20 protein-coding genes are annotated in these 18,407 nt (G+C 60.1%); 11 read left to right on the top strand and 9 right to left on the bottom strand.

The features are described 5' to 3' along the window. Window positions 1–12: 12 nt before the first annotated feature. A complete protein-coding gene (gene argS, locus ACR0IM_RS01000; RefSeq protein ID WP_480680566.1) occupies window positions 13–1,758 on the bottom strand; it encodes an arginine--tRNA ligase in 1,746 nt (581 codons plus the stop codon). Between the two features lie 132 nt (window positions 1,759–1,890). Here argS and ACR0IM_RS00995 point away from each other — a divergent pair, with 132 nt between their 5' ends. After that, window positions 1,891–2,442 (top strand): putative pterin-binding protein, encoded by a 552-nt coding sequence (locus tag ACR0IM_RS00995; RefSeq protein WP_480640200.1) that lies wholly within the window; start codon window positions 1,891–1,893, stop codon window positions 2,440–2,442. Here ACR0IM_RS00995 and ACR0IM_RS00990 read toward each other — a convergent pair whose 3' ends face one another. Further along, a complete protein-coding gene (locus tag ACR0IM_RS00990) occupies window positions 2,443–3,585 on the bottom strand; it encodes a deoxyguanosinetriphosphate triphosphohydrolase (RefSeq protein WP_480680565.1) in 1,143 nt (380 codons plus the stop codon). A gap of 76 nt (window positions 3,586–3,661) precedes the next feature. Between ACR0IM_RS00990 and ACR0IM_RS00985 the strand changes: the two genes are divergently transcribed. Both ACR0IM_RS00985 and xth read left to right on the top strand, forming a co-directional pair. After that, window positions 3,662–3,985 carry a HesB/IscA family protein gene (locus ACR0IM_RS00985; protein ID WP_170325221.1) on the top strand — a complete coding sequence of 108 codons (324 nt, stop codon included), beginning with the start codon at window positions 3,662–3,664 and terminating at the stop codon, window positions 3,983–3,985. A 60-nt stretch (window positions 3,986–4,045) separates the two neighbouring features. Continuing rightward, window positions 4,046–4,825 carry an exodeoxyribonuclease III gene (gene xth, locus ACR0IM_RS00980; protein ID WP_480680564.1) on the top strand — a complete coding sequence of 260 codons (780 nt, stop codon included), beginning with the start codon at window positions 4,046–4,048 and terminating at the stop codon, window positions 4,823–4,825. 4 nt (window positions 4,826–4,829) lie between these two features. On the opposite strand, the gene ACR0IM_RS00975 is transcribed toward xth, so the two are convergent. Both ACR0IM_RS00975 and dksA read right to left on the bottom strand, forming a co-directional pair. After that, a complete protein-coding gene (locus ACR0IM_RS00975; protein WP_480680563.1) occupies window positions 4,830–5,981 on the bottom strand; it encodes an FAD-dependent monooxygenase in 1,152 nt (383 codons plus the stop codon). 71 nt (window positions 5,982–6,052) lie between these two features. Then, window positions 6,053–6,475 carry an RNA polymerase-binding protein DksA gene (gene dksA / locus ACR0IM_RS00970; RefSeq protein ID WP_480589500.1) on the bottom strand — a complete coding sequence of 141 codons (423 nt, stop codon included), beginning with the start codon at window positions 6,473–6,475 and terminating at the stop codon, window positions 6,053–6,055. Window positions 6,476–6,846: 371 nt separating this feature from the next. Between dksA and ACR0IM_RS00965 the strand changes: the two genes are divergently transcribed. From ACR0IM_RS00965 to ACR0IM_RS00935, 7 genes are all read left to right on the top strand, one after another. Continuing rightward, window positions 6,847–7,692, top strand: coding sequence for an AAA family ATPase (locus tag ACR0IM_RS00965; RefSeq protein WP_480680562.1), 846 nt, complete (start codon window positions 6,847–6,849; stop codon window positions 7,690–7,692). Between the two features lie 116 nt (window positions 7,693–7,808). Continuing rightward, entirely contained in the window at window positions 7,809–8,258 is a 450-nt protein-coding gene (locus ACR0IM_RS00960; protein ID WP_480680561.1) for an N-acetyltransferase family protein, read from the top strand. Next, the gene (locus tag ACR0IM_RS00955; RefSeq protein WP_480680560.1) at window positions 8,255–9,619 is read left to right on the top strand and encodes a DUF2927 domain-containing protein; all 1,365 of its coding nucleotides are present in this window, start codon (window positions 8,255–8,257) and stop codon (window positions 9,617–9,619) included. The genes ACR0IM_RS00960 and ACR0IM_RS00955 overlap by 4 nt, the downstream gene beginning before the upstream one ends. Window positions 9,620–9,622: 3 nt before the next feature. Beyond that, window positions 9,623–9,793, top strand: a complete 171-nt coding sequence (locus tag ACR0IM_RS00950) for a hypothetical protein (RefSeq protein WP_480589491.1) — start codon at window positions 9,623–9,625, stop codon at window positions 9,791–9,793. A gap of 3 nt (window positions 9,794–9,796) precedes the next feature. Continuing rightward, window positions 9,797–10,981, top strand: a complete 1,185-nt coding sequence (locus tag ACR0IM_RS00945) for a vWA domain-containing protein (protein ID WP_480680559.1) — start codon at window positions 9,797–9,799, stop codon at window positions 10,979–10,981. A 117-nt stretch (window positions 10,982–11,098) separates the two neighbouring features. Continuing rightward, window positions 11,099–11,641 (top strand): hypothetical protein, encoded by a 543-nt coding sequence (locus ACR0IM_RS00940; protein WP_480640194.1) that lies wholly within the window; start codon window positions 11,099–11,101, stop codon window positions 11,639–11,641. Between the two features lie 150 nt (window positions 11,642–11,791). Next, window positions 11,792–12,481: a M48 family metallopeptidase gene (locus ACR0IM_RS00935; protein WP_480680558.1), complete on the top strand. Its 690-nt coding sequence runs from the start codon at window positions 11,792–11,794 to the stop codon at window positions 12,479–12,481. A 71-nt stretch (window positions 12,482–12,552) separates the two neighbouring features. Here ACR0IM_RS00935 and ACR0IM_RS00930 read toward each other — a convergent pair whose 3' ends face one another. The 5 genes from ACR0IM_RS00930 to ACR0IM_RS00910 are packed head-to-tail and all read right to left on the bottom strand — an operon-like array spanning window position 12,553 to window position 17,767. Continuing rightward, window positions 12,553–13,095, bottom strand: coding sequence for an RSP_2648 family PIN domain-containing protein (locus ACR0IM_RS00930; protein ID WP_480593576.1), 543 nt, complete (start codon window positions 13,093–13,095; stop codon window positions 12,553–12,555). Continuing rightward, window positions 13,092–14,294 (bottom strand): RSP_2647 family RNA methyltransferase, encoded by a 1,203-nt coding sequence (locus tag ACR0IM_RS00925; protein ID WP_480680557.1) that lies wholly within the window; start codon window positions 14,292–14,294, stop codon window positions 13,092–13,094. The genes ACR0IM_RS00930 and ACR0IM_RS00925 overlap by 4 nt, the downstream gene beginning before the upstream one ends. A gap of 38 nt (window positions 14,295–14,332) precedes the next feature. Further along, on the bottom strand, window positions 14,333–14,605 hold the full coding sequence (locus ACR0IM_RS00920; RefSeq protein ID WP_480593572.1) for a hypothetical protein: 273 nt from the start codon (window positions 14,603–14,605) through the stop codon (window positions 14,333–14,335). Next, window positions 14,592–17,381, bottom strand: coding sequence for a [protein-PII] uridylyltransferase family protein (locus ACR0IM_RS00915; RefSeq protein WP_480680556.1), 2,790 nt, complete (start codon window positions 17,379–17,381; stop codon window positions 14,592–14,594). The genes ACR0IM_RS00920 and ACR0IM_RS00915 overlap by 14 nt, the downstream gene beginning before the upstream one ends. Continuing rightward, the gene (locus ACR0IM_RS00910) at window positions 17,378–17,767 is read right to left on the bottom strand and encodes a DUF4440 domain-containing protein (protein WP_480593568.1); all 390 of its coding nucleotides are present in this window, start codon (window positions 17,765–17,767) and stop codon (window positions 17,378–17,380) included. The genes ACR0IM_RS00915 and ACR0IM_RS00910 overlap by 4 nt, the downstream gene beginning before the upstream one ends. Before the next feature lie 154 nt (window positions 17,768–17,921). Between ACR0IM_RS00910 and ACR0IM_RS00905 the strand changes: the two genes are divergently transcribed. Further along, entirely contained in the window at window positions 17,922–18,344 is a 423-nt protein-coding gene (locus tag ACR0IM_RS00905) for a DUF2852 domain-containing protein (protein WP_480593566.1), read from the top strand. Window positions 18,345–18,407 lie beyond the last annotated feature (63 nt).

Here is an 18,407-nt window from a genome sequence, read left to right as displayed (position 1 = left end):
GGGCGGTGTTAGTTACCGCATCTCCTGCGCCGGAGTGACGCCAAGAATACCCAAGCCCGCTGAAATCACAACAGAAACAGCCCGGGCCAATGCGATTTTTGACTGGCTTGTGGCAACATCGCCATCCTGGATGAACCGCAGTTGGGTTTCATCGTTGCCCTTGTTCCACAGCGCGTGGAAGTCCCCCGCAAGCTCATACAGATAGAAGGCAACGCGGTGCGGCTCGTTGGTGCGCGCGGCAATCTCAACCAGGCGGGGCCATTCGGCCAGCTTCTTGGCCACGGTCAGTTCCGAGGCATGGTCGTTCTTGCTCAGATCCGCCCCGATAAGGGTCGCATCATCGGCGGCAATCCCTGCCTCAGCCGCGCGGCGAAGCACGCTCATGACGCGGGCATGGGCGTATTGCACGTAGAACACGGGGTTCTCACGGCTCTGCTCCAGCACCTTATCGAAATCGAAATCTAGGGGCGCGTCGTTCTTGCGGGTCAGCATGACGAAGCGGGTCACGTCCGGGCCCACCTGATCGACCACATCGCGCAGGGTGACAAAGTTCCCTGCCCGCTTGGACATCTTGAACGGCTCGCCATTTTTCCACAGCTTCACCAACTGGGTCAGCTTGATATCCAACGGCACCTTACCATCGGACAGAGCCGAAACGGCTGCCTTCATCCGTTTGACATAGCCGCCATGGTCCGCACCAAACACGTCGATCAAAGCGTCAAATCCGCGGGTCACCTTGTCATAGTGATAGGCAATGTCCGGGGCGAAATAGGTCCAGCTGCCGTCCGATTTCTTGACCGGGCGGTCGACGTCATCACCGTGCTCGGTGGACTTGAAAAGGGTCTGCTCGCGCGGTTCCCAATCCTCGGGCTTTTTGCCTTTGGGTGGTTCCAGCACTCCTTCGTAAATCAGGCCCTTTTCGGTCAGGGACTGAAGCGCAGCCTCGATCCGGCCCGTGCCATAAAGAGATTTCTCCGAGAAGAACACATCCATCTCGACACCCAGCGCCTTCAGGTCGGCCCGGATCAGATCCATCATCGCGTCGGTCGAGAACTCACGCAGTTCATCCAGCCACTCGGCCTCGGGCTTGTCGATCAGGCTGTCGCCGTATTTCTCTTTCAGCGCCTCACCGATCGGGATCAGGTAGTCACCGGGATAGAGACCTTCGGCAATCTCAGGGCTCAGGCCATTGGCCTCGCGATATCGTTCGTACGCTGACCGCGCCAGCACATCCACCTGCGCGCCGCCGTCGTTGATGTAGTATTCGCGGGTCACGTCATGGCCGGAATAGGCCAGCAGGCTCGCCAGAGCATCACCGAACACAGCGCCCCGCGTATGGCCCACATGCAGCGGACCGGTCGGGTTGGCCGAGACATATTCCACGTTCACCCTCTGGCCATGACCCATGGTCGAGCGGCCATAGTCGGTGCCCTTCCCCAGCACCGCTGCCAGCACACCCTGCCAGACCGACGGCGCAAGCCGCAGGTTCAAAAAGCCGGGCCCCGCCACCTCGGCGCTGGTGATCCGGTCATCCGCCGCCAGCTTCCCGGCCAGCACATCGGCAATGTCGCGCGGTTTCATCTTGGCCGGTTTCGCCAGCACCATCGCAGCGTTGGTTGCCATGTCGCCATGCGCGGCGTCGCGCGGCGGTTCGACCGCCACGTTGTCAAAGCTCAGCCCCTCGGGCAGCGCGCCTTCGGACTGCATCTGTGCCAGCGCGTCCAATACAAGGCCGCGGATCTCGGAAAACAGGTTCATTTCGGATGTCCTTTTGCTTGCTCGGCGGTTTACCACGCAAAGCAGCAAGGTCAATGCAAGCGATCAGTTTCCGCTTGGATTAACCGTAAACGGGGCTAAGGTCACAGGAAATACGAACCCGGAGACCGTTTCATGCGCCTAGCCCTGCCCCTTGCCATCGCCCTGACCACATCGCTGCCGGTCTGGGCCGAGATGCCTGCGCCTCAGGGTCACGTTCTGTTGACACTTGGCGGAGCGGTCACCGAGACCAACCTGCCGGCCCGGGGTGAGAATGACGGCGGCCTTTTGGGGTATCTTGAGGTTCAGCACGACGGAGCCGCCGGGTTTGACGCCGCCCTGCTGGATGATCTGGAACAGGTCGAAATCACGATCACCTACGGCCCCGAAGGCAATCAGCGCGACATCGCGTTTTCGGGCCCGCTGCTGTCGGACGTGATGACGATGGCGGGTGCCGCGGGCAAAACCGCAAAGCCAATGGCATTGGATGGTTATCAGTCCGAAATCGCTTGGGAGAGCGTCACCGCGCATCAGCCCATTGTTGCCACCCATGCCGACGGGGCTCCGATGGGAATTGGCGGATACGGCCCAACCATGATCGTCTTTCCCCCGACCGAAGATGCGGAACTGGCGCAAAAACAATCTGGTCAACAGGTGTGGGCGCTGGCCTATATCGGGGTTGAGTAATTACCGGGCCGTCAGCCTTTTGTGATCCTGTAGCGCGAAGCGGTCCGTCATTCCGGCTATATAGTCCGACACAATCCGGGCGAGCGCCGTTTCATCGCCGGCCGCCTCGATATCTTCGTGCCAGCGCGCAGGCATCTGCTTGGGATCATTAAGGTATATCGGGAACAAGTCCTGCACGACTGCACTGACCTCTGCGCGCACCTCCATCACACTGGGCGCGCGGTACATCCGCGTGAACAGAAAAGCGCGAATTTCCTTGAGCCGCGCCCACAAACCGTTGGAGAACTGAACCACCGGAAATCCCAAGTGCCGGATCTCCTCGACTGTCTGCGCCCCTGACGCGGCGATCAGCCCGCGCGAGGTGTCGATCACATCTGACACCATGACGCCAAACACCCGGCGAAGCGCTTCATGCCTGCGGCGATACGGATCCAGACCAGGGTATTTCCGGTCCACCTCTGCATAGCAGTCGCCCACAATCGGCAATTGCTGGATTTCATCATCCGTAAACAGGTTGGCCCGCAGACCGTCCAGCAGATCGTGGTTGTTGTAGGCAATGTCGTCTGACAGTGCGGCCACCTGCGCCTCGGCACTGGCGTGCGTGTGCAGCTCAAGATCGAAACCTTCGTTGCACTCGGCCAACGCCCACGGCAACTCTCCTTCGACCGGCCCGTTGTGTTTGGCAATGCCTTCAAGACACTCCCAAGTCAGGTTGCAACCGTCGAATTCGGCGTAGTGCCGTTCCAGCTTGGTGACGATCCGAATGGCCTGCGCGTTGTGATCGAACCCTCCATAGGGCTCCATCAACGCGTGCAGAGCGTCTTCTCCGGTATGGCCGAAGGGTGTGTGCCCCAGGTCATGCGCCAGCGCCACTGCCTCGGTAAGTTCCGGGTTCAGGCCAAGCGCGCCAGCAATCGTGCGCGCCACTTGTGCCACTTCGATGGAATGGGTCAGACGTGTACGGTAGCTGTCGCCCTCATGCTCCACAAACACTTGCGTCTTGTGTTTGAGCCGCCGAAAAGCACTGGCATGAATGATCCTGTCCCGGTCGCGCTGAAAGCATGACCGGAAACTGCTTTCCTCCTCTGGAACAAGCCGCCCTCTTGCGCGGCCCGGGTCCGAGGCAAAACCTGCTCTGTCCAAAGGCCATATCCTTGTCGCCTGTCCTTGCACTTTCTATATTGTAAGGAGTAAAGGAAATAAACCTTTGGAGACTGGCATGAATCTGCCCCCCACAGTCACAGAACGCGCCTTTGACCGCCTCGCCGAAATCGGTGCAGCGGATCAGGGTCAGGCCCTGCGCGTCGCAGTGGAAGGCGGCGGATGTTCCGGATTTCAATACGAAATCGCGTTGGATGAACCCAAAGAGGACGACCTTGTACTGGAAGGCAAAGGCCAAAAGGTGATTGTCGACTCGATTTCACTGCCGTTTCTGGAAAACGCCGTAATCGATTTCACGCAGGAACTGATCGGCGCAAGGTTTGTGATCGAGAACCCAAACGCCACCTCGTCCTGCGGTTGCGGTACTTCATTTTCAATGTGACCTTGCCCTGCCCGCGCGGTTGAGGGATAGATCGACCGGCAGCCAGCCGGAGGATCGCGCATGAAAATCGCCACGTTCAACATCAACGGCATCAAAGCGCGGGCCGAGGCCCTTCCGCGGTGGCTGGATGATGCGCAGCCCGACGTTGTACTGCTGCAAGAGATCAAGTCGGTCGACGAAAACTTCCCGCGCGAGATTTTCGAGGAACGCGGCTATATCGTCGAAACGCATGGGCAAAAAAGCTTCAACGGCGTGGCAATCCTGTCAAAGCTACCGCTTGAAGACGTATCTCGCGGCCTGCCCGGCGACGACGATGACGAACAGGCGCGCTGGATCGAGGCCACGGTAATTGGCAAAAAGGCGCTGCGTATCTGCGGGCTGTACCTGCCTAACGGCAACCCGGCCCCAGGTCCGAAATACGATTACAAACTGGCGTGGATGGAGCGGCTTTATTACCGCGCGCGTGACCTGATGGCCAGCGAGGAACCGGCGCTGATGGCGGGCGACTACAATATCATCCCACAGCCCGAGGACGCAGCCCGTCCGGATGCCTGGCGCGAGGACGCTCTGTTCCGTCCCGAAAGCCGCGCCGCGTTTCGCAAAGTGTTGAACCTTGGGTTCACCGAGGCTTTTCGAGCGCGCATTCAGGGGCCGGGGCACTATTCCTTTTGGGACTATCAGGCCGGGGCATGGAACAAGAATGACGGCATTCGAATCGACCATTTCTTGCTGACACCGCAGGCTGCCGATCTGATGCGCGACTGTCAGATTGATTCAGCGGTGCGCGGGCACGAAAAGCCCTCGGATCACGTGCCGGTCTGGGTTGACCTCGACCTGTAACTGTTCACGCCGTCGCGTCGAAGCTATAGATCCACTCGTATTTCTTCGCCAATTGAGCCCCAACGGCCATCAGAGCCATCTGCGCCGCCAATCGCATTGGTCCGCGCAGGTGAAATTTGCGCGCATTTGCTCCGGCGGAGGCAACAACTTGCCTTGCCCTGGGGCGGCGCTGCGTTTCATAGGCGGTAAGGGCTTGTTTCACACCCGATTGATCTTCGAAAGCACGGGCCAGAATCCACGCATCCTCCAGCGCCAGACATGCGCCCTGCGCCAGGAAGGGCAGCGTGGGATGGGCCGCGTCGCCCAGCAGCGCTAAACGCCCGTTTTGCCAGCTTTGCGCAACGGGGCGCAGGAACAGGGCCCACAGGTGGGTTTCGGTCACCTCGGCCAGAATATCGTGCACCGGGCCGCCGAAATCTGCAAAGCGCGCGCGCAGATCATCGGTGTCGCCTTGTAGACGCCAGCCTTCCTCGCGCCAGTCCGAACGTTCTTCAATCGCCACCACATTCATCAGACGCTGATCGCGCAGCGGATAGGTGACCACATGGCGCCCAGGACCCATAGTCAGCGATGCACGTGGCATCTCTTCGCGTTGCGACCAGGGGATCGTTGCCCGCCAAGCGACCTGATGGGTGAACTGAGGTGCCTCGGTGCCGTTCAGGATCGGTCGGATCGTGCTGCGCCCGCCATCTGCGGCAATGACGCATTCCGACCGCAACCGCTCGCCGCCCTCCAGCACCACATCGGCCTCGCTTGGGTGCTTGACAACCTTTGTCACGCGCGCGCCAAGCCGGATATCAACCCCCGCATCCCGCGCCGCCCGGTGCAACAGGTCCAGCAGATCGGCACGGTGGTAATAGTAGGTCGGACCAGCCGCAGGCGCAGGAACCCTACTGATCACGCGGCCCTTGCGATAATCGCGCAGCGTCGTTCCGTGGGACAGCTGCCCGTCCTCGGGCACGCTCCCCACCACGCCAAGCGCCCGTAGAACCGCGACACCGTTGGCGCTGATCTGCAATCCTGCGCCGACCTCGGTCAGGGCCGGAGCCTGCTCCAGAACAGTCACCTGCGCACCGCGGTGCCGCAGCGCCAGAGCAGCCGCCAGCCCGCCGATGCCGCCGCCGATGACACTGAATTTCAGACCGTCGATATTCATGGCACCGCCTTAACGCAAAAACGCCGAGGCCACAGGCCCCGGCGCTGGTGTTTTCCCGAGTTTTCCAGCGATCAATCGTCGCGGTGGACCTTTTCGCGGCGCTCGTGGCGCTCCTGCGCCTCAAGCGTCATGGTCGCGATCGGACGCGCGTCCAAACGTTTCAGCGAGATCGGGTCGCCCGTCATTTCGCAATAGCCGTATTCACCCTCGTCAATGCGGCGCAGGGCCGAGTCGATCTTGGCCACCAGCTTGCGCTGACGGTCGCGGGTGCGCAGCTCCAGCGCGCGGTCGGTTTCCTCGCTTGCGCGGTCAGCAACGTCCGGAATGTTACGGGTGTTGCCCTGCAGCCCTTCGATCGTGTCGCGGCTGCCCGCCAAAAGTTCATTCTTCCAATCCAGCAGCTTGCGGCGGAAATACTCAAGCTGACGGTCATTCATGAAAGGCTCATCTTCGGCCGGACAGTAATCCTCCGGCAGAAAAACTTCCTGCTTCATCTTTGCTCCCTCGGTATGGCCAGAAACGTCGGTTGCAGTTGTTTCACCAGACATTTGGCTCTCCCTTCTGCGGAGCGTTTATCTGACGCACGTGCGAATGTCACTACACAAACGTCGTCTTGATACGTCACGTTTCTGACTTGTCTAAATATGATACATGTAACAACAAAAGCTTGTTTTTCTGCGGAATTCATTGGGCATTTTTGCGGCAAATCACAACCAAAGGGGCATCCGATTTCAGTCGAATCACGCCAAAAGGACCGAAGGCGCGGTTTATTTCACGGTGCAGGACGTCGCGGCCCCGCTTGTCAAAATCATCGCCTCTCTGTAACCCGAACGGCACAGATTGCGCGAAACCACACGAGGGGCCCATGACCGCACGTTTCCAAGGCACCGCAGAGTATGTTGCCACCGACGACCTGAACATTGCGGTAAACGCTGCCGTGACGTTGGAACGTCCGCTTCTGGTCAAGGGTGAGCCCGGCACCGGCAAGACCGAGCTGGCGAAGCAGGTAGCCGATGCGCTGGGGCTTAAGATGATCGAGTGGAATGTGAAATCCACCACCCGCGCGCAGCAGGGCCTGTATGAATATGATGCGGTCAGTCGCCTGCGCGACAGTCAATTGGGCGATGAGCGCGTGCATGACGTTTCGAACTATATCCGCAAAGGCAAACTGTGGCAGGCGTTCGAGGCCGACGAAAAGGTCGTTCTGCTGATCGATGAGATCGACAAGGCCGATATCGAGTTTCCCAACGACCTCCTGCAGGAACTCGATAAAATGGAGTTCCACGTCTATGAGACCGGTGAGACCATCCGTGCAAGGCACCGCCCCATCGTCATCATCACCTCGAACAACGAAAAGGAACTGCCGGACGCCTTCCTGCGCCGCTGCTTCTTCCACTACATCCGCTTTCCGGACGAGGCGACCATGCGCCGGATCGTCGAGGTGCACCACCCCGGCATCAAAGATGCGCTGCTGACCACCGCGCTCACCCAGTTCTATGAAATCCGCGAGACGCAGGGCCTAAAGAAAAAACCTTCGACATCCGAGGTCCTGGACTGGCTGAAGCTGTTGCTGGCCGAGGACCTGACGTCCGAGGATTTGAAACGCGATGGCGCCAACGCCCTGCCCAAACTACACGGTGCTTTGTTGAAGAATGAACAAGACGTGCATCTTTTTGAACGTCTCGCGTTCATGGCGCGTGCCAAACGCTGAGCGCATAGAACAACCGGTGATCGCCGCTTGCTTTGCGCTGGCCTGCCTGTCAGCATTGCAGATGGCGGTCCGGTGTGTCCGGGCTATGTATGACCGGACAAGACGGGACATTCTGAATGGCTGACTCTCTGACCATCCGCGCGTTGCAGCCCGAAGACCGCCCAGACTGGTCGGACATGTGGCGCGACTATCTGGCCTTCTATGAAACAACGGTGCCGGATGCGGTCTATGACACCACCTTCGCACGCCTACTGGGCGACGATCCGAATGAGTTTTCGTGCTTTGTCGCCGAGACGAATGGGCGACTGGTTGGTCTGACCCATTACCTGTTTCATCGCCACGCTTGGAAAGTTGAACCCGTCTGCTACTTGCAGGACCTTTACGCCCGGCCCGAGACACGCGGCACCGGCGTCGGTCGCGCTCTGATCCAAGCTGTCTATGATGAGGCCGATCGTCAGGGAGCCCCGTCCGTCTACTGGCTGACACAGGATTTCAATCACACCGCCCGCAAGCTGTATGACCGCATCGGCAAGCAAACGCCATTCATCCGGTACCAGCGTCCATGATGCGTTGGACCGCGATCATTGCCGCTTTGGCGCTGACGGGCTGCGCGACTGTTGAGACAAGCGAAGTCCCGACCCGCGTTCAGGTCATCGAGGAAAAACTGCCGCCAGCCAAAGCGTTTACCCGTTCGACCCCCACGCCTGCGGGCAGATCGAACGCAAATATCGCGGCTGATTTCGTATCCTTGCATTTCGCGCTGGAAGGGGGCGCTCAGTTACCGGTGTTCACGCGGTTCGAAACCCCGATCACCGTCCGCCTGACCGGTGCCCCTACTCCGTCGATGCAGCGTGACCTAACCCGCTTACTGAACCGCCTGCGCCGTGAAGCTGGAATAGACATCAGTCAAATCTCGGACGGTACGGCCAACATCACCATCGAGGCTGTCAGTCAGGACGAAATCCATGCCATCCTGCCGCAGGCGGCCTGTTTCGTGGTGCCCAACTCTTCAAGTTTCCAGGAATACCGCCGCGACCGACGCAAACAGAAAAGCAGCTGGTCCCGCCTGCGCAGCCGCGAGCGCCTGGGTATTTTCATCCCCTATGACGTCAGCCCGCAGGAAAAGCGCGACTGTCTGCACGAAGAAGTCGCGCAGGCGCTGGGGCCGTTGAACGACCTGTACCACCTACCGGATTCGGTGTTTAACGACGACAATATCCACACCGTTCTAACGGGTTTCGACATGCTGATCCTGCGCACGGCCTATGCGCCCGAACTACGCAGCGGCATGACCCGGGAACAAGTTGAATCCGCCCTGCCCGACGTACTCAGCCGCCTGAACCCGCGCGGAGACGCTCTGCCTGCACAACCGGTTTCCGAGACACCGCGAGAGTGGATCAACGCGGTTCAGAAATCTCTGCGACCGACACGCGGGGTAAAAAGACGTCTGAGAGACGCCAAACTGGCCGCCCGGATCGGGCAGGAACAAGGTTGGACCGACCACCGCCGCGCCTATCCCTATTATGTGATGGGCCGTATGGAACAGTTCGATAACCCACAAGAGGCGCTGCGCAACTATCAGATTGCCCTGCAATTTCTGCGCGCCACTCCCGGCACCGAGGTCCATCAGGCCTATGTCACCACCCAAACCGCTGCCTTTGCGCTGGCGCAGGGCAAAGGCCCCGAAGCTCTGCCTGAACTGGACAAGGCCATCGACGTGATGACACGCGCCGAAAACGCATCGCAACTGGCCACGTTGCTGCTGCTGAAATCCGAAGCGCTAAATCAGGCAGGCCGGACCGCTCAGGCACGTTCCGTCAGGCTGGACAGTCTAGGATGGGCACGCTACGGCTTCGGCTCGGAAACGGTGGTCCGGTCGCTGATGCAGGACGTTGCGGAAGGACCTCGCAACAACAGGGGCGGATAACGCATGGTCGTGGTTTTGGGAATGGCGATACTGGGGGCGATCCTTGGGGCGCTGACGGCACGCAAACGCAATGGCAATGGTGCCGACATGGCCCAATACGCTGCCGGCTATGGCATTGCCTTTGCCCTTACCGGGCTGGTGCTGTCGCTGATCCTCGTAAGGTTCGTGGGGTAAGCGATGTTCCTGCCCTTTTTCGAAAACCTCCGCAAAGCTGGCATTCCCGTTTCTCTGCGCGAATACCTGACCTTTCTGGAGGGCATGAAAAAGGGTCTGGCCACCTATGATGTCGAGGCATTCTATTATCTCGCCCGCGTCTCGATGGTGAAGGACGAACGCAACATCGACAAGTTCGACCGCGCCTTTGCCGCCAGTTTCGAGGGGTTGAACGAGATCAGCTTTGATCAGGTGCTCGAGGCCGTCGACATCCCCGCCGACTGGCTGGCCAAGATGGCCGAAAAACACCTGTCCGAAGAAGAAAAGGCCGAGATCGAGGCGCTTGGCGGTTTTGACAAGCTGATGGAGACGCTGCGTGAGCGTTTGGCAGAACAGCAAGGCCGCCATCAGGGCGGCAACAAATGGATCGGCACCGCCGGGACGTCTCCGTTCGGGGCCTATGGCTATAATCCAGAGGGAGTGCGCATCGGGCAGAAGGAAAGCCGCCATCAGCGTGCGGTGAAAGTCTGGGACAAGCGCGAATTCAAGAACTTGGACGACACGGTTGAACTGGGCACCCGCAACATCAAGGTCGCGCTGAAACGCCTGCGCCGCTGGGCACGTGAAGGTGCGGCCGAGGAACTAGATCTGGACGGCACCATCCGCGCCACCGCCGAGCACGGCTATCTGGACGTCAAAACCCGCCCCGAGCGTCACAACGCGGTCAAAGTGCTGCTGTTTCTGGACGTGGGCGGCTCGATGGACCCGCATATCAAGGTGGTGGAAGAGTTGTTCTCGGCGGCGCGGACCGAGTTCAAGCATCTGGAATATTACTACTTCCACAATTGCCTGTATGAAGGCGTCTGGCGCGACAATCGCCGCCGCTGGGATCAGCAGACCCCAACGCATGAGGTACTGCGGACCTACGGCTCGGACTACAAGTGCATTTTCGTCGGCGACGCCTCGATGAGCCCCTACGAGATCGCCTATCCCGGCGGTGCCAACGAGCACTGGAACAAGGAGGCTGGTCAGGTCTGGCTGCAGCGCGCCCGCGAACAGTGGGCATCGAACCTGTGGATCAACCCGGTGCCCGAGAAATACTGGGGCTACACCCACTCGATCGGCATGATTCAGGAAATTTTCGAACACCGCATGGTGCCGATGACGCTGGCCGGACTGGAACAGGGGATGCGAGAATTGACGCGTTAAGTGAAGATTGGCGGATTGCGGCTTTGAGCCCCAAGGCAGACTTTTTCACAGCACTGTGTTAAAGTGCGTCTCACCAAACTTGACGTTTGGCCTCTCGATAGATTGGGAGAGTGAAACATGCGAGCTTCGCGGTTTTTGGGAGTCATTGTCAGTTTTCTAATACTGTTCGGTGGGAGTCCGGATGCAGCGTCAGGACAATCCGAATCCGACGAGCGAGTTGAACTGATCCGGGCCCAAAATTCGCTAAGACTATTTCGAGAATTCGAGCAAAACAGCAGGCACCTCTATTTTCTACAGGCAAATGCCATCATCGCTGTTCAAGGCGGGTGGAACGAAGGTGATTTGGGTTACGGGACCCATGCCGCATTGTTGGGTGAAGCAGCAGAAAGCCTGCTATTACCTAAGTTTAAAAGGCTATCTGCACACTTGGACACGAACGCTGATCTAAATGAAGAAGAAAAAAGGCGTTTGAAAGAGTCTGTAGCACAGGTTCTAGTTTTAGTTGATCTATCCGGGTCAATTTCCGATGCATTGAAAAATGGGGACTTGGAAACAGCCATTTTACTATACCACGACCAAGCCACCCCAATGTTCGAATCCATTTGGGCCACCAATTACACTTTAATCAGTGAAGCTGAACGCAAGTTCCCCCGACGCTAGGAATTGCCCAGATTCTCTTTCGGAAAAGCACCCACTAACAGTCTAGTGGTCAATTTTACGTAGTGCGCGGATTGCTGCTTTGTCGCGCAAAGCAGACAAACTGCCCAAACCGATATTGTCTCACAACCAGCGTTTACCCATATTTACCTTATGCTTCGCCTAACCCCGATCCTGCTGGCCATAGCCTACGCCGTTGTGATGTACCGGATTTCTGTCTGGCGTACACACAGGGAACTGGACGCAAAATCGACCGAACTGGCCGATCCTGCGCTGAAACGCATGACCGACCGGCTGGCGGCGGCGTTGGAGATCGACCGGGTGCCCGTCTACATCTACGAGATCGACCCGGTGAACGGGCTGGCCGCACCGGACGGGCGGATATTTATCACCCGTGGGTTCTACCGCAAGTTTCGGAACGGAGAGGTCTCGGCCGAAGAAATGGCTAGTGTCATCGCGCATGAGCTGGGGCATGTGGCCTTGGGACACGCGCGGAGGCGGATGATCGATTTTTCCGGCCAGAACGCGTTGCGGGCCGCGTTGATGATGCTGTTGAACCGGTTCATTCCCTTCATCGGCGCGTGGATTGCCAACATGTTGACGCATCTTCTGGCCTCGCGCCTGTCGCGCGGGGATGAGTATGAGGCCGATGAATATGCCGCTGCTTTGCTGACCAAGGCCGGTATTGGGATCGGGCCGCAGAAATCCCTGTTTCAAAAGTTGGAGGGCCTGACCCAGCAACGCGCCGGAGTGGTTCCAGCTTGGCTGATGAGCCATCCGAACACCGATGAGCGGATTGCGGCGCTGGAAGCGCTTGAACAGCGTTGGGGCGCCGGCGGATAGGTTTGGGCCGCGAGGAGGTCAGCCTTTCGCGCTCTCCGGGATTTATTCAGCTAGATGAAGGAAGATCCTGCTTAGTGAGTTAAGGCTTTCCCCAGTCTTGGAAGACGCGCCTTTTTCATCAGGGCGCGTAATGTCCATTGGTCTCCGGACAGGCGGTTGGCCTCGGCCAGCACCCGGTTCGCAAGATCGATCATGCCATCAGTGTCGTTTTGCCAGAAGCCGTGTAGCAAGCTGTCAGGGTCGCGCCGCTCAAGCCCCTCATCCGACAGAATATTTCTTGGGAAATCCTTGGCGTTGACGGTGACGATGACGTCCGCCGAGGCTGCGATGGCCGTGGCGAGAACGTGAATATCGGCGCTGTCCGGCAACCAGAGGCGCTGTTCGAGGCCCGGTTGCGCCGCGCGCTCCGCGTCTGGCCAATGCGCTTGGGTCAGGGCGATTTCGGCGCGAGCCTGTGCCTCGCCATCAGGGCCGAGTTTGCGGGCGGCGCGGGCCCATTCCTCGAGGATACGGGCCGACCAAAGAGGTTGAAAGTGACCGCGCTTGGCCGCGCCCAGCAGCATCTCTCGCATCACCGTGGGGTAGATGACGCAGGTATCCAGAACCGCCCTCACAGCCGATAGAACACAGCTTTGAGGTAACCGCTTTCTGCCAGTTGCGGCAATTGCGGGTGATCAGGTCCGGCAAAGCCTGTGTGGACCAGCTGTGCCTGCCGCCCTGCCCGGCCGATACCGCGCGATGAGGAATCGCGGAAACGGCCAAGATCGGCGGCATGGGAACAGGAACACAGGCCGAGATAACCGCCGGGCTTTACCAAAGGTGCCGCCAGCCGCGCCACGCGTTCATAGGCGCGAAGCCCTGCATCCAGCGCCTGTTTCGAGGGCGCAAAGGCGGGCGGGTCGCAGATGACCACATCAAATTGCGCGCCTTCCTCGCCCAGTTGCGTGAGGACGTCGAAGGCGTCGCCCTGCCGGGTTTGGAAACGGTCGGCACAGCCCGAGGCGTTCGCCCCCTGTGTGGCCAGTTCAAGTGCTGCGGCAGAACCGTCAACGGACAGAGCCTGAGCCGCCCCTCCGGCCAGCATGGCCAGACCGAACCCGCCCACATGGCTGAACACGTCGAGCACCTGCGCGCCCGGCTGTACCAGCCGCGCGGCGAAGGCATGGTTGGGACGCTGGTCGTAGAACAGGCCGGTTTTCTGACCGCCGGTCAGGTCGGCCATATAAATAGCCCCGTTCATCGGCACCCGCAGCGGTGCATCGGGCGCGGCGCCGCGCAGAGTTTGGTTCTCGTCGTCCAGCCCCTCCAGCCCGCGGGTGCGGCCCGAGGCGTTTTTCAACACCGTCGTCACGCCGGTGACACGGACCAAAGCATCGGTAAGCTTGTCCAGGTGCGTCTCGGCCCAGGCAGCGTTAGGTTGGATAACGCAGGCGTCCCCGAACCGGTCGATGATCACGCCGGGAAAGCCGTCCGCCTCGGCATGGATCAGGCGGTAATACGGTGCGTCGAACAGGCGCTCGCGCATCTCCAGCGCGCGGCGCAGGCGGGTTTCGAACCATTCGGCGTTCAGCTCGGCATCCAGATCGCGATCCAGAACGCGGCACATGATCTTGGACTCGGGGTTCACCGCAACCAATGCGATGGGCGCCCGTTTCTCGTCCTCGAGCACCGCCAAGGCACCTACCGGGATTTTGCGCGTGCGGCGGTCGGTGACGATGTCATTGGCATAGACCCACGGGAAGCCATGGCGCAAACCACGCGCGTTGGCTTTGGGTTTCAGGCGGATACGGGGGCGGTCGGTGGCTTGGGTCATGACGCCCTCTTAGTGGTGAACGCGTCGGGGGGAAAGCCCTAGCGGGACCGGGATCGCCAGCCGCCGCGCCGTTTCGGTGCCTGCGCCGATTGCAGCCCTTCGGCCAGTACCTGAGTCATCGGGTGATCGGCCTCTTGCGCGGCGTAGGCGGCGTGCAATTCGGTCAGAGCCTGCTTTTGGTCCCGCTCTGCCGGCAGGCTGAGCGCCCAGTCCAGGAAGATGCTGCGGCATTCGGGCAGCGTGATGCCGTCGATGCGATAAGCCTCACGGATCAGGCCCTTGTGATCATTCGGATCGTCACTGCGCGGCATCTTTGCCCTCCTCGATCACGCTGCCGATGATCCCGGCGGCGGTGGTATAACTGTCCTGCAAGGCGGCCTGAAGCTGTTCGACCTGTTCGAACCCGGTCGCGCGGCACAGGAATGCTGCACCACCCTCGCCGATCTTGTCGGCCTCGATCACCTTGCCCGACAGCAGCCGGGCCGCGCATTGCACTGACCAGCATAGTTCGTAGCAATCGTTGAGCGTTTGCGCTTGAGCGACATCCAGCAATCCCGCAGCGACAGCACCGTCCAACCCGGACTGTACGTCACGCTGCGCGACGCCCGACAACAGCGCCCCGGTTTCCGCCATCAGCTCGATATCCATCATCCGGCCCGCACCGTTCTTGGCATCCCATATCCCGGCCGGAGATTTGGCTGCCGCGAGACGAGCGCGCATCTCGGCCACTTCACGCAGGACCTTTCCGCGATCTTCGGGCTTTTTCAGGAAATCGGCGCGGAAGGTCTCGATATCCTGCACCAGCCCAGCGTTTCCAGCCACCACGCAGGCGCGGGTCAGGGCCAGATGCTCCCACACCCAGGCTTCGTTCTGTTGATAATTGGTAAAGCTGGCCCAGCTGGTCGCCACCGGCCCCTGATTGCCCGAGGGGCGCAAGCGCATGTCGACCTCGTAAAGCCGCCCCTGAGACATCGGTGCCGACAGCGCGGTGATTAGCGCCTGCGTAAAACGGGCGTAATAGGTGCGCGTGGCCAGTGGGCGCGGGCCGTCGGACATGTCCTGATCCTGCGGGTCATAGATTACGATCATATCCAGATCGGATTGAGAATTGATCCGCCCCGCCCCGATCGATCCCATGCCCAGCACAGCCGCCCCACGTCCCGGCGCAGGTCCGTGTTTCTTGGCAAATTGCTCGGTCACACAGGGCAGGATCGCAGCGATTACCGTGCTGGCCAGTTCGGCATATTGCTGCCCGGCTTGCGCCCCGTCTATCAACCCGCGCAGATGGTGAACCCCGATGCGGAAATGCCATTCCTTGCACCAGCGGCGGGCGTAATCGAGCTGTGTTTCATAGTCCGCCTCATGCGCCAGCGCCTGTGACAGTTCGGCCTGTAACACCGGCTGCCCGGGCCAGTCAGCGAAGAAACTGCCGCCAATCACCGCATCGAACACGGCTGCATTGCGCGACAAATGTTCGGCCAGCGCGTGCGAGGTCCCCACGATATCCACCAGCAAATCGATCAGTTGTGGGTTGGCTTCGAACAGGGAAAACAGCTGTACCCCGGCGGGCAAGCCTGACAGGAACCCGTCCAACGCCATCAGCGCCTCATCCGGTTTTGCGGTTTTCGACAAACGCGAGAGCAGTTCGGGCTTGAGCCGTTCGAATATCCGTGCGCCCCGCTGTGAGCGCAGCGCCGGATAGGTGGGCCAGCGGGCCAGAACGCTTTGGTCGAACTCGGCTTCTTTGGCCGGTGCTGTGGTTGAAGAGCCGGGGGCAAAAAACCCTTCGGTCAGTTCATGAACCTCGGTCAGGCGGCGCGTCAATTCGGCGGTCAACTCGGCGCTGCCGATCCCCATCAGACAGGCAATGCGTTCGATCCCGTCCTGCGATTGAGGCACCTTGTGGGTCTGCGAGTCATGAACCATCTGGATGCGATGCTCGACCTCGCGATGGGCGCGGTAGTGGTCGGTCAGCTTGTCGGAAACCTCCTGGAGGATCCAACCTTTTTCAGCCAGCGCGGCCAGACCAGGCACGGTGCCCCGCACCCGCAGATTAGGGTCGCGGCCCCCGGCGATCAATTGGCGGGTTTGGGTGAAAAACTCAATCTCGCGAATACCGCCCTGCCCCAGCTTCATGTCATGGCCCGGGATCGTCAGCGCTCCGCCGGTGCCCTTGTTCTCACGAATGCGCAGGCGCATGTCGTGAGCGTCCTGAATGGCGGCAAAATCCAGATGGCGGCGCCAGACAAAGGGTCGCAGCGTATCCAGAAAGCGTTGTCCTGCCGCCAAATCGCCGGCACAGGCGCGTGCCTTGATATACGCAGCGCGTTCCCATGTGCGGCCGAGGCTTTCATAATACCGTTCGGCCGCCTCAGCCGCCATGCAGACCGGGGTCACCGCCGGATCGGGGCGCAAGCGCAGGTCGGTGCGAAATACATAGCCATCGGCGGTCTTGTCGCTAAGCGTGGCGCAGAAATTCCGCGTCGCCCGCACCATGCCGTGCCTAACGTCGTAGAAATCATCCGGGTCAAAGCGGGTTTCATCGAACAGCACGATCAGGTCGATATCCGAACTGTAGTTCAGCTCGTGTGCGCCCATCTTACCCATCGCCAGAATGATCATCCCGGCGGCGGTTTCGACATCATCCGGCCCCATACCGGGCAGCTTGCCGCGCCGGATCAGCGCCGCAATCTCGGCCTTGGCGGCCACATCCGCAGCCAACGCACCGAAATCCGTCAGTGCCGCTGTGACCTTCTCCAACGGCCACGCCCCGGCCAGATCAGCCAGCGCGGTTAACAGCGCCATCTGCCGTTTTGCCTGACGCAATCCCGGCTTTAACTGATCCGGCGGCAAGGCTTTTGCCGCAGCCATGACCTCGGCCAGCGCCTGATCGGGTTGCTGAAGGGCTTGCGGCAACCATCCGCGTTCATGCTCGATCAGGCTCTTCAAGTAGGGGCTGGACCCTGCCGCCCCTGCAATCAACTCGCCCTGTTCGTGAGAAACGTCGGAAACCGCATTCAGCGCCTCTTCACCCAAGGAGGCATCGAAGGCACGCGGAACGCGGTGGATGTTCAGCGGGCCGGTCATTGCGCCTCCACCGGGGTATCCTGGCTGAAACTGTTGACCCAGACGTCCAGGCGCCGCTCCCACAGGGATGAGATCAGCATCGCCTCCCACGTATCTGATCCGGGGCGCTGATAGTCCGCGCGATAGGTCAACAGCACGATGTCACGGGTCAGAACCCGTAGTTTCGTCTCGCTCAACTCATACCGGGCCATGGTCGGCGCATCGGCAAACTGCCCAACATGATCATCCCGATTGGCAAAGCCGGTCGGATACACTCCCAGAAAATCCGCACTCAGCAGCGCCCGGTCGGCCGAGGCATTGCCGTCAACCAGCGCAGCCCAGACCTGCTTTTCCAGAGAAAGAATTTCGTCCAGCGTCGGAGGTGATTTTTGTTCTGTATTCTGCATGCGCAAAACCTGCGCCCGATCCGGGCGAAGGTCAACCGAAGAAGGTCCCGCCGCACCTAATGTGAATCTTTTTCACATCGACCCCTTGCAACGGGCCGCGCGCTCCCCATCTTAACAATGTCAAAACGATTAACATCAACCCCGGAGACCACAAATGACTGCACTATCCGACCCCGCCGTCCCTGAAAACCCGGGATGGCTGCACCGTATCGAAGCCTGGCTTGACGACAAGGGCAAGGGCGCCTGGATCGCCGTCATGGTCCTTGGTTTCATCTTCTTCTGGCCCGTTGGCCTTGCCCTTCTGGCCTACATGATCTGGAGCAAACGCATGTTCAGCAAATCCTGCAGCCGCCGCAAATCCTGGCACAGCCACATGAGCGCGATGAAGCCTTCGGGCAACAGCGCGTTTGACGCCTACAAGGCCGACACTCTGGCGCGTCTGGAGCGGGAACAGCAGGACTTCGAGGCTTTCCTGCGCCGTTTGCGCGAAGCCAAGGACAAGGCCGAGTTTGATCAGTTCATGGATGAACGCGTCCGCGAAAGCCGCGACGAGGCTGAAAACGGCGAGCGCGCGTGATCCAATCTTGCCCTGTCCCGTCTTTCGGGACAGGGTGACCCCAATCAACGACGCGGATTACAC

The sequence above is a fragment of the Ruegeria sp. BF6 genome (assembly GCF_056538665.1).
This window is presented reverse-complemented; position numbering and strand designations above follow the sequence as displayed.

What these genes read in the sequence shown, in the direction of transcription:
- argS (WP_480680566.1), bottom strand. Translation starts at nt 1,758, where the DNA reads ATGAACCTGTTTTCCGAGATCCGCGGCCTTGTATTGGACGCGCTGGCA.
- ACR0IM_RS00995 (WP_480640200.1), top strand. Translation starts at nt 1,891, where the DNA reads ATGCGCCTAGCCCTGCCCCTTGCCATCGCCCTGACCACATCGCTGCCG.
- ACR0IM_RS00985 (WP_170325221.1), top strand. Translation starts at nt 3,662, where the DNA reads ATGAATCTGCCCCCCACAGTCACAGAACGCGCCTTTGACCGCCTCGCC.
- xth (WP_480680564.1), top strand. Translation starts at nt 4,046, where the DNA reads ATGAAAATCGCCACGTTCAACATCAACGGCATCAAAGCGCGGGCCGAG.
- ACR0IM_RS00975 (WP_480680563.1), bottom strand. Translation starts at nt 5,981, where the DNA reads ATGAATATCGACGGTCTGAAATTCAGTGTCATCGGCGGCGGCATCGGC.
- dksA (WP_480589500.1), bottom strand. Translation starts at nt 6,475, where the DNA reads ATGAAGCAGGAAGTTTTTCTGCCGGAGGATTACTGTCCGGCCGAAGAT.
- ACR0IM_RS00965 (WP_480680562.1), top strand. Translation starts at nt 6,847, where the DNA reads ATGACCGCACGTTTCCAAGGCACCGCAGAGTATGTTGCCACCGACGAC.
- ACR0IM_RS00960 (WP_480680561.1), top strand. Translation starts at nt 7,809, where the DNA reads ATGGCTGACTCTCTGACCATCCGCGCGTTGCAGCCCGAAGACCGCCCA.
- ACR0IM_RS00955 (WP_480680560.1), top strand. Translation starts at nt 8,255, where the DNA reads ATGATGCGTTGGACCGCGATCATTGCCGCTTTGGCGCTGACGGGCTGC.
- ACR0IM_RS00950 (WP_480589491.1), top strand. Translation starts at nt 9,623, where the DNA reads ATGGTCGTGGTTTTGGGAATGGCGATACTGGGGGCGATCCTTGGGGCG.
- ACR0IM_RS00945 (WP_480680559.1), top strand. Translation starts at nt 9,797, where the DNA reads ATGTTCCTGCCCTTTTTCGAAAACCTCCGCAAAGCTGGCATTCCCGTT.
- ACR0IM_RS00940 (WP_480640194.1), top strand. Translation starts at nt 11,099, where the DNA reads ATGCGAGCTTCGCGGTTTTTGGGAGTCATTGTCAGTTTTCTAATACTG.
- ACR0IM_RS00935 (WP_480680558.1), top strand. Translation starts at nt 11,792, where the DNA reads ATGCTTCGCCTAACCCCGATCCTGCTGGCCATAGCCTACGCCGTTGTG.
- ACR0IM_RS00925 (WP_480680557.1), bottom strand. Translation starts at nt 14,294, where the DNA reads ATGACCCAAGCCACCGACCGCCCCCGTATCCGCCTGAAACCCAAAGCC.
- ACR0IM_RS00920 (WP_480593572.1), bottom strand. Translation starts at nt 14,605, where the DNA reads ATGCCGCGCAGTGACGATCCGAATGATCACAAGGGCCTGATCCGTGAG.
- ACR0IM_RS00915 (WP_480680556.1), bottom strand. Translation starts at nt 17,381, where the DNA reads ATGACCGGCCCGCTGAACATCCACCGCGTTCCGCGTGCCTTCGATGCC.
- ACR0IM_RS00910 (WP_480593568.1), bottom strand. Translation starts at nt 17,767, where the DNA reads ATGCAGAATACAGAACAAAAATCACCTCCGACGCTGGACGAAATTCTT.
- ACR0IM_RS00905 (WP_480593566.1), top strand. Translation starts at nt 17,922, where the DNA reads ATGACTGCACTATCCGACCCCGCCGTCCCTGAAAACCCGGGATGGCTG.